Annotated in this window: 7 protein-coding genes; 3 read left to right on the top strand and 4 right to left on the bottom strand. The window is 65.1% G+C overall.

Annotation, left to right across the window (positions count from 1 at the left end):
• Together FNJ47_RS43160 and FNJ47_RS43165 are read right to left on the bottom strand one after the other, a co-directional pair.
• Nucleotides 1-1,050: lytic murein transglycosylase (locus FNJ47_RS43160; protein WP_163162484.1), on the bottom strand; the 1,050-nt coding region annotated here is incomplete at its 3' end.
• Nucleotides 1,051-1,183: 133 nt separating this feature from the next.
• Nucleotides 1,184-1,603: a MerR family transcriptional regulator gene (locus FNJ47_RS43165; RefSeq protein WP_163162486.1), complete on the bottom strand. Its 420-nt coding sequence runs from the start codon at nucleotides 1,601-1,603 to the stop codon at nucleotides 1,184-1,186.
• Nucleotides 1,604-1,691: 88 nt separating this feature from the next.
• Here FNJ47_RS43165 and FNJ47_RS43170 point away from each other — a divergent pair, with 88 nt between their 5' ends.
• Both FNJ47_RS43170 and galU read left to right on the top strand, forming a co-directional pair.
• Complete coding sequence (locus tag FNJ47_RS43170; RefSeq protein ID WP_163162488.1) at nucleotides 1,692-2,981, top strand: NADH:flavin oxidoreductase/NADH oxidase family protein; 1,290 nt, start codon at nucleotides 1,692-1,694, stop codon at nucleotides 2,979-2,981.
• A gap of 149 nt (nucleotides 2,982-3,130) precedes the next feature.
• A complete protein-coding gene (gene galU / locus FNJ47_RS43175) occupies nucleotides 3,131-4,006 on the top strand; it encodes a UTP--glucose-1-phosphate uridylyltransferase GalU (RefSeq protein ID WP_163162490.1) in 876 nt (291 codons plus the stop codon).
• A gap of 137 nt (nucleotides 4,007-4,143) precedes the next feature.
• Here the strand turns inward: galU and FNJ47_RS43180 are convergent, their stop codons facing one another.
• On the bottom strand, nucleotides 4,144-5,100 hold the full coding sequence (locus FNJ47_RS43180) for a LysR substrate-binding domain-containing protein (protein ID WP_163162493.1): 957 nt from the start codon (nucleotides 5,098-5,100) through the stop codon (nucleotides 4,144-4,146).
• A 118-nt stretch (nucleotides 5,101-5,218) separates the two neighbouring features.
• On the opposite strand from FNJ47_RS43180, the gene katG reads away from it, so the two are divergent.
• Nucleotides 5,219-7,384, top strand: a complete 2,166-nt coding sequence (gene katG / locus FNJ47_RS43185) for a catalase/peroxidase HPI (protein WP_163162495.1) — start codon at nucleotides 5,219-5,221, stop codon at nucleotides 7,382-7,384.
• 93 nt (nucleotides 7,385-7,477) lie between these two features.
• Here katG and FNJ47_RS43190 read toward each other — a convergent pair whose 3' ends face one another.
• Entirely contained in the window at nucleotides 7,478-7,678 is a 201-nt protein-coding gene (locus tag FNJ47_RS43190) for a hypothetical protein (protein WP_163162497.1), read from the bottom strand.
• Between the last annotated feature and the right edge of the window lie 343 nt (nucleotides 7,679-8,021).

The following is an 8,021-nucleotide window of genomic DNA, read 5'->3' on the forward strand; positions in this document are numbered from 1 at the left end:
ACCCTCGGCGCCAGCCGGCGCCAGCAGATAGGCCTTGTCGGACGGCCGCGGGAATTGCTGGCCGTTGGGCCGCTTGACGCCGAGCTGCTCCCATTGCGACAGCGGCATCACCTTGGCGCGGTCGGCCAGCATGTAGTTCAAACCTTGCGGCAGCACGACCTCGTAGCCCCAGCTCGCGCCGGTCTGCCAACCGTCCTTCTTCAGGTTGTTGGCGGTGGAGGCGATCAGGTCGCTCGGATTGTCGACGACATCGCGGCGACCGTCGCCGTCGCCGTCGACGGCGTAACGCTTGAACGCGGTCGGCATGAACTGGGTCGGGCCGAACGCGCCGGCCCAGGAGCCGCGCATCTGTTCGGGCTTGAGATCGCCGCGGTTGAGGATCTCCAGCGCCGACAGGAACTCGTCCTTGAAATAGGCCTGACGGCGGCCGATGCAGGCGAGGGTGGCGGTCGACTGCACCACGCTGCGATCGCCCATCTGGGTCGAGTAGTTCGACTCGATGCCCCAGATCGCCGCGATGATGTAGCGATCGACGCCAAAGGCCTTCTCGGTCGCGTCGAACTGCGGCCTGTATTTCGTAAGAATCTCGCGGCCCTTGGCGAGCCTGGTGTCGCTGACGAGAATGTCGAGATAGTCCCAGATCGCCTTGGTGAATTCCGGCTGCGAATCCAGCAGATCCATGATGCGCAGATCGGGCTGAAGGCCCGCAGTGAAGCGCTCGAAATTCTGCTGCGTGATGTTGCGCCGTGCGGCGTCGGGCCACATCCCCGCAACGCAGTTCGGGAAGTCGGATGCGGCCTGACGGATCGCGGCAGCGGTCATCAGCGGATGGCCGGACGCGCCGTCTTCGCCGCTCCAGGGCGGCGCTGCGCCGTCCTGTCCGGTCGCGGCCTGCGGCGGCGTCGCGGCGTTCGGCGAAAAGATGCTGTCGATCAGGTTGGTCAGGCCGTTGCCGGCCGACTGCGCTTGCGTGCTGCCGGGCAGCAGCAGCGCCAGCGCGATCAGGCTCGCGCTGTAAAGCCTGGTCCGTGATGTTCCCGTCGCGCGCATTCGTCGTGTGCCTGTCAAAATCGTGCTGCCTCAGAAGGCCTCGTCACGGTTTCCAATATCTTAACAAAGGGCAGCATTTTGGGCGTGACCAAATCACGCGACGGTTTTGGTCGGGACAAATTGTCCGACCTCATCAACCGGCTTTTGATTGGTCCCTGAGGTCGGCCAAGACAGCTTCGGCGTTTTCGAAGCAATCGCCGCCCGTCGGCGTCCCCTCGATCCGGGCGATCACGGCCTCGAGCCCGGCCTGGGTTTCAGATAGTCGGCGCTGCAGGGCTGCAACCTCGATCACCTTGTTCTTGAGGGCGGCTACCAGCTTGTCCTTGCTCCAGTCTGCTTTGGCGTGCGGCGGCAGCAGGTTCCGGATCTCGTCGAGCGAGAATCCGGCCTGCTGGGCCATCACGATGATTTCGAGAACCTGGCTCGTCTCCCGCGAATACTGCCGATAGCCGTTCAAGCCGCGGTCGATCGACCCGATCAGGCCCTCTCGCTCATAGAAGCGAATACGCGACGGCGCCAGACCGGACTCCTGTGCCAGTTCCCCGATCTTCATTGAGGGCTCCTTGCTGCTTGACCTTAAAGTTCACTTTAAGGTTAGGGTGCACGCAGATCAACAAGGAACTCGATAAGGAACCTGGCCTATGTCGCCGTTCGATTCCCTCACTTTGCCCAACGGAAGCAGCGTTCCCAACCGCATCGCCAAGGCGGCGATGGAGGAGAACATGGCTGACGCCGAGCATCTCCCCTCGGCCGGGCTGCTGCGCCTCTATCAGGCATGGGCCGATGGCGGCGCCGGCCTGATCATCACCGGCAACGTCATGATCGATCGCCGCGCCATGACCGGGCCGGGTGGCGTCGTGCTGGAGGACGAAACCGAGCTTAAAGCGTTTCGAAACTGGGCGCGGATCGGCCGCGCCAAGGGCGCGCAAATCTGGCTGCAACTCAATCATCCCGGCCGGCAGGTGATGAAGAACATGGGTCAGCAAACCCTGGCGCCGTCGGCGGTGGCGCTCGATCTCGGCAAGCATTCGAACCTGTTTGCGATGCCCAAAGCGATGACCGAGCAGGACATCAGCGAGGTGATCGCGCGCTTCGTCAGTGCCGCGCGGCTCGGCGAGCGCGCCGGTTTCTCCGGCGTGCAGATCCATGCGGCGCACGGCTATCTGCTCAGCCAGTTCCTGTCGCCATTGAGCAACCGTCGCACCGACGGCTGGGGTGGCTCGCTGCAAAACAGGGCGCGACTGTTGATCGAAACCGTCAAGGCGGTTCGCGCGGCGGTGTCGCCCGGCTTCTCGGTTGCGGTCAAATTGAACTCGGCCGATTTCCAGCGCGGCGGCTTCGATGCGCTAGATGCGAAGACGGTCGTCGAGATGCTGAACGAATTGCCCGTTGATCTCGTCGAACTGTCCGGCGGCAGCTACGAGGCGCCGGCGATGCAGGGCGATGCACGCGACGGCCGGACCCTGGCGCGCGAGGCTTATTTCCTCGACTTCGCGCGCGATATCGCAGCCGTCGCCAGAATGCCGGTCATGGTCACCGGCGGCATTCGCTGCATCGGCGTCGTGCAGCAGGTGCTCGACAGCGGCGTCGCGATCGCAGGCATCGCCACCGCGCTGGCGATCCGGCCGGATTTGCCGAACGCCTGGCGCAGGGCTGAGGATCTGCGGCCAGAAGTCGCGCCGATCCGCTGGAAGAGCAAGCCGATGGCCTCGCTTGCCGCCATGGCCGTCGTGAAATTCCAGTTGCGGCGGTTGAGCAGAGGGCGCGCGGCCAATCCGAACGTTTCTCCGCTGAAGGCGTTGGTCCTCGCCCAGCTGCGAACGGCGTCGCTCACCCGCAAGTATCGCCGCTGGATCGCGTCATCGGTTACCGCGACGGCTGCATCCGGCAGCACGTCGGCGCCGTCGCGCGCGGTCGGGATGCCGAGGTAAGGCCGAACATTCGGGCGGGACGCTTGAGTGGAGAAGGCGGATTGGTGCGCATCACACATCCGCCTTTGTTCTCGGCTGCAAAACGGTTACCAAGGAGCGATTAGATCCCGCGCCGCCGTCCCACCCGTTTCAAGGCTTCCGATAATCCCATGAAGATCCGCAAAGCCGTATTTCCCGTCGCCGGTCTCGGCACCCGCGTGCTGCCCGCCACCAAGGCGATGCCGAAGGAGATGCTGACGATCGTCGACAAGCCCCTGATCCAGTACGTGGTCGATGAGGCCCGTGAGGCCGGCATCGAGCACTTCGTGTTCGTCACCGGCCGCAACAAGGGCGTCATCGAGGATCATTTCGACCGCATGTTCGAGCTCGACACCACGCTCGCGCAACGCGGCAAGAAGACCGAGCAGGAGATCCTGGCGCAGAATCAGCCGGAAGCCGGCGCAATGAGCTTCACCCGGCAGCAATCGCCGCTCGGTCTCGGCCACGCGGTGTGGTGCGCGCGCGACATCGTCGGCAACGAGCCGTTCGCGGTGGTGCTGCCTGACGAACTTGTGCTGAACACGCCGGGCTGCCTGAAGCAGATGATCGATGCCGCCAACAAGCTCGGCGACAAGTCGAACGTGATCGCGGTCGAGGCGGTGCCCGATGAGCTCACCCATCAATACGGTATCTGCAGCGTCGGCAAGCGCACCGGCAACATCTTCGAGGTCGACCGCATGGTCGAGAAGCCGCCGCAGGGCACCGCGCCGTCGAATCTGTCCATCACCGGCCGCTACATCCTGCAGCCCGAGATATTCAACATTCTGGCCACCCAGGAGCGCGGCGCCGGCGGCGAGATCCAGCTCACCGACGCCATGATCGGGCTCGCCAAGACGCAGAAGTTCTACGGCGTCGAATTCGAGGGCGAGCGCCACGATTGCGGCTCGAAGCCCGGCTTCCTCCGCGCCAACATCGCGTTCGGCCTCAAGCGCCCCGAACTGCGCGACGGCCTGATCGCCGAGATGAAGAGATATCTGGAGAAGTGAGGGGCAGGTCTCTCTGCGCCATTCCATTCCGGGATGTCGCGCCGAAGTAAGGTGAGCACGTCTCTCAGGCTCCCTCTCCCGCAAGGGGGGAGGGAACCCGGCCTCCGGTGCGTCCCTCACGCGCGCGACCGCGCCAATCACGCCACCTGCCGTCGCCCCGCGCGCTTCGCCGGCGCCTTGCCGCCATCCCCCTTCGGCGCGCGCAACTCCCGGGCGGCGAGCGAGACCACCTCGGCGATCTGCTGCAGCTGCGAGGAGAGCGGAGAGGTCTTGCGCCAGACCATGCCGATGGTGCGCGAGGGCTGCGGATGCTTGAAGCGCGACACCGTGACCGGCGCCGAGCGCGTCTCGACCGTCACGGCCATCTCGGGGATCAGGGTGACGCCGATGCCGGCGCCGACCATCTGCACCAGCGTCGACAGCGAGCTTGCGTCCAGCACCTCGCGCGGCGGCGAGGATTGCATGTTGCAGAACGACAGCGCCTGGTCGCGGAAGCAGTGGCCTTCCTCGAGCAGCAGCAGCCTCATCTCGCGCAGCATCTCGGGGCTTGGCACCGGCGTCTTGGCATCCTCGCCCGGCCGCACCAGCAGGAAGTTTTCCGAGAACAGCGCGACCTCGGTCAGCGACGGTTCCGACACCGGCAGCGCCACGATCGCGGTGTCGAGCCGGCCTTCGGCGACCTCCTTGATCAGTTTCGGCGTCAGCGTCTCGCGGACATGGATGTCGAGCTCGGGATGCAGCCGCGCCAGGGTCTCGATCACCTTCGGCAGCAGATATGGCGCGATCGTCGGGATCATGCCGATGCGCAGCCGACCGGCGAGCTTGTCGCGCGAGGCGCGCGCGAAGTCGCCGAGCTCGTCGACCGAGCGCAGGATCTCGCGCACGCGGCGCAGCAGTTCTTCGCCGAATGCCGTCAGCGTCACCTGCCGCGCGCTGCGTTCGATCAGCACGCCGCCGACGGCCTGTTCCATCTCGCGGATCTGCATCGACAGCGCCGGCTGCGACACCGCGCAGGCATCCGCGGCACGGCCGAAATGCCCGTGCCGGGCCAGCGCATCGAAATACCTCAGTTGCCGGAGTGTGACATTTATCATCAGATTATCTTATTGCCGCGATCATTAAAGTCAATTTCACCTGATGGATTGAGGCGCGTAGAATCGTTCTTGGAAGAGCTCCAGCACATTCCAGAATCCATCACCTCGGAGAAGAAACATGGACGCAAAAACCGACGACGGCGCGGGCAAATGCCCATTCACGGCAGCCCCTCGCGGACACACGAATCGTGACTGGTGGCCGAAGTCGCTTGACGTTCAGGTCTTGCATCACAACTCCAGCCTGTCCGATCCGATGGGCAAGGAGTTCGACTACGCCAAGGAATTCAAGACCCTCGACCTCAACGCCGTGATCAAGGACCTGACGGCCCTGATGACGACGTCGCAAGAGTGGTGGCCGGCCGACTTCGGCCATTACGGCGGCCTGATGATCCGCATGGCCTGGCACTCGGCGGGCACCTACCGCATCACCGACGGCCGCGGCGGCGCCGGTGCCGGTCAGCAGCGTTTCGCCCCGCTCAACAGCTGGCCCGACAACGCCAACCTCGACAAGGCGCGCCGGCTGCTCTGGCCGATCAAGCAGAAATACGGCCGCAAGATCTCCTGGGCCGACCTGTATGTCCTCGCCGGCAACGTCGCGCTGGAATCGATGGGCTTCAAGACGTTTGGTTTTGCGGGTGGCCGCGCCGACGTGTGGGAGCCGGAAGAGCTGTACTGGGGCCCGGAGGGCACCTGGCTCGGCGACGAGCGCTATAGCGGCGAGCGTCAACTCTCCGAGCCGCTCGGCGCGGTGCAGATGGGCCTGATCTACGTCAACCCGGAAGGCCCGAACGGCAACCCGGATCCGGTCGCTGCCGCGAAAGACATCCGCGAGACGTTCTTCCGCATGGCGATGAACGACGAAGAGACCGTCGCGCTGATCGCCGGCGGCCACACCTTCGGCAAGACCCATGGCGCGGGCGATCCGTCGCTGATCGGGCCGGAGCCGGAAGGCGGCGCGCTCGAGGAGCAGGGCCTCGGCTGGAAGAGCAAGTTCGGCACCGGCGTCGGCGCCGACGCGATCACCGGCGGCCCCGAAGTCACCTGGACCCAGACGCCGACGAAGTGGAGCAACCACTTCTTCGACAACCTGTTCAAGTATGAGTGGGAGCTGACGAAGAGCCCCGCAGGTGCGAAGCAGTGGAAGGCGAAGGGCGCTGCGGCCGACATTCCGGACGCGTTCGACCCGTCGAAGAAGCACGTCCCGACCATGCTGACCACCGACCTGTCGCTGCGCTTCGATCCGGCCTATGAGAAGATCTCGCGCCGGTTCTACGAGCATCCGGATCAGTTCGCGGACGCCTTCGCCCGCGCCTGGTTCAAGCTCACGCATCGCGACATGGGCCCGATCCAGCGCTACCTCGGCCCGCTGGTGCCGAAGGAGACGTTGATCTGGCAGGACCCGGTTCCGGCGCTCGATCATGTCGTGATCGACGACAAGGATATCGAGGCGCTCAAGGCGAAGATCCTCGCCTCGGGGCTCTCGGTGTCCGAACTGGTGTCGACCGCCTGGGCCTCGGCGTCCACGTTCCGCGGCTCCGACAAGCGCGGCGGTGCCAACGGTGCGCGTATCCGTCTTGCTCCGCAGAAGGACTGGGAGGTCAACGAGCCGGCCCAGCTCAAGGGTGTGCTGTCCAAGCTCGAAGCCATCCAGAAGGAGTTCGGCAAGAAGGTCTCGCTCGCCGACCTGATCGTGCTCGGCGGTGCGGCTGCGATCGAGAAGGCGGCGAAGGACGGTGGCACCAACGTGAAGGTCCCCTTCACGCCCGGCCGTACCGACGCGTCGCAGGAGCAGACCGACGCCGCCTCCTTCGCTCCGCTCGAGCCGCGGGCTGACGGCTTCCGCAACTATCTCAGCGGCAAGCCCCAGGCCATGTTGCCCGAGGAGGCGTTGGTCGATCGCGCGCAGCTGCTGCGGCTGACCGGACCGGAGTTGACGGTTCTTGTCGGCGGCCTGCGCGTGCTCGGCGCCAATACCAAGAAGTCGAAGCATGGCGTCTTCACCGGCAAGCCGGGGACGCTGACCAACGACTTCTTCCTCAACCTGCTCGACATGGGCACGGAGTGGAGCGATGTCGGCGAGGGCGTCTATGAGGGCCGCGACCGCAAGACCAAGGCGGTGAAGTGGACCGGCACCCGCGTCGACCTGATCTTCGGCTCGCACTCGCAGCTGCGCGCGTTCGCCGAAGTCTACGGTTGCTCGGATGCCAAGGAGCAGTTCGTGAACGACTTCGTCGCGGCCTGGGCCAAGGTGATGAACGCCGATCGCTTCGACCTCGTGAAGTAAGCGGCCGGCAACGGCAATCAGGACGGGGCGGCGCTTCGGCGCCGCCCTGTTTCGTTTTCGGGGATGCAGGGAAGGCCTTTCGCGCTTTGCCGGTCAGTCGTGCAGTTTCATATCCCGGATCATCTCCTCGAATTCCGCCTGCGTCGGAATCGCCGGTAGCGATTGCAGCGCGCCGCTCGTCGCGATGGGCACCTCGCACTGTGAGGCCCCGCGGGACGGCTCGGAGATTGCGGTCAGGCTCGCCCAGCACACCAGGAGCGCCACGATCCAGTCCAGTACATTGGATGCCGTCATTGCAGCACCAGCATCAGCATTTCCATGCGCCGATGGTGCTGCCTGTGCGACGCTTGCGCAATTCGGAAGCTACGAAACGTAACTTCGGCGTAGCCGAGAGCCGCATCGGAAGTGCGCTCCCTCTCCCGCTTGCGGGGGAGGACTGGGGAGGGGGCTTCCTCCACGAGTCGCATCGCGGAGAGAGCCTCCACCCGCATCGCATGACATGCGATGCGACCTCCCCCGCAAGCGGGAGAGGTGGACCCAGTCTGCGGCCGAAGCGATGCGTTGACTTCGCCGTCGCCGTTACAGCGGCTATCCGGTGCGCGCCCGCCGTCCTTCGATCGGGTAGGCCGGATCGTTG

This window comes from Bradyrhizobium uaiense, assembly GCF_010811875.1.
GTDB lineage: Bacteria > Pseudomonadota > Alphaproteobacteria > Rhizobiales > Xanthobacteraceae > Bradyrhizobium > Bradyrhizobium uaiense.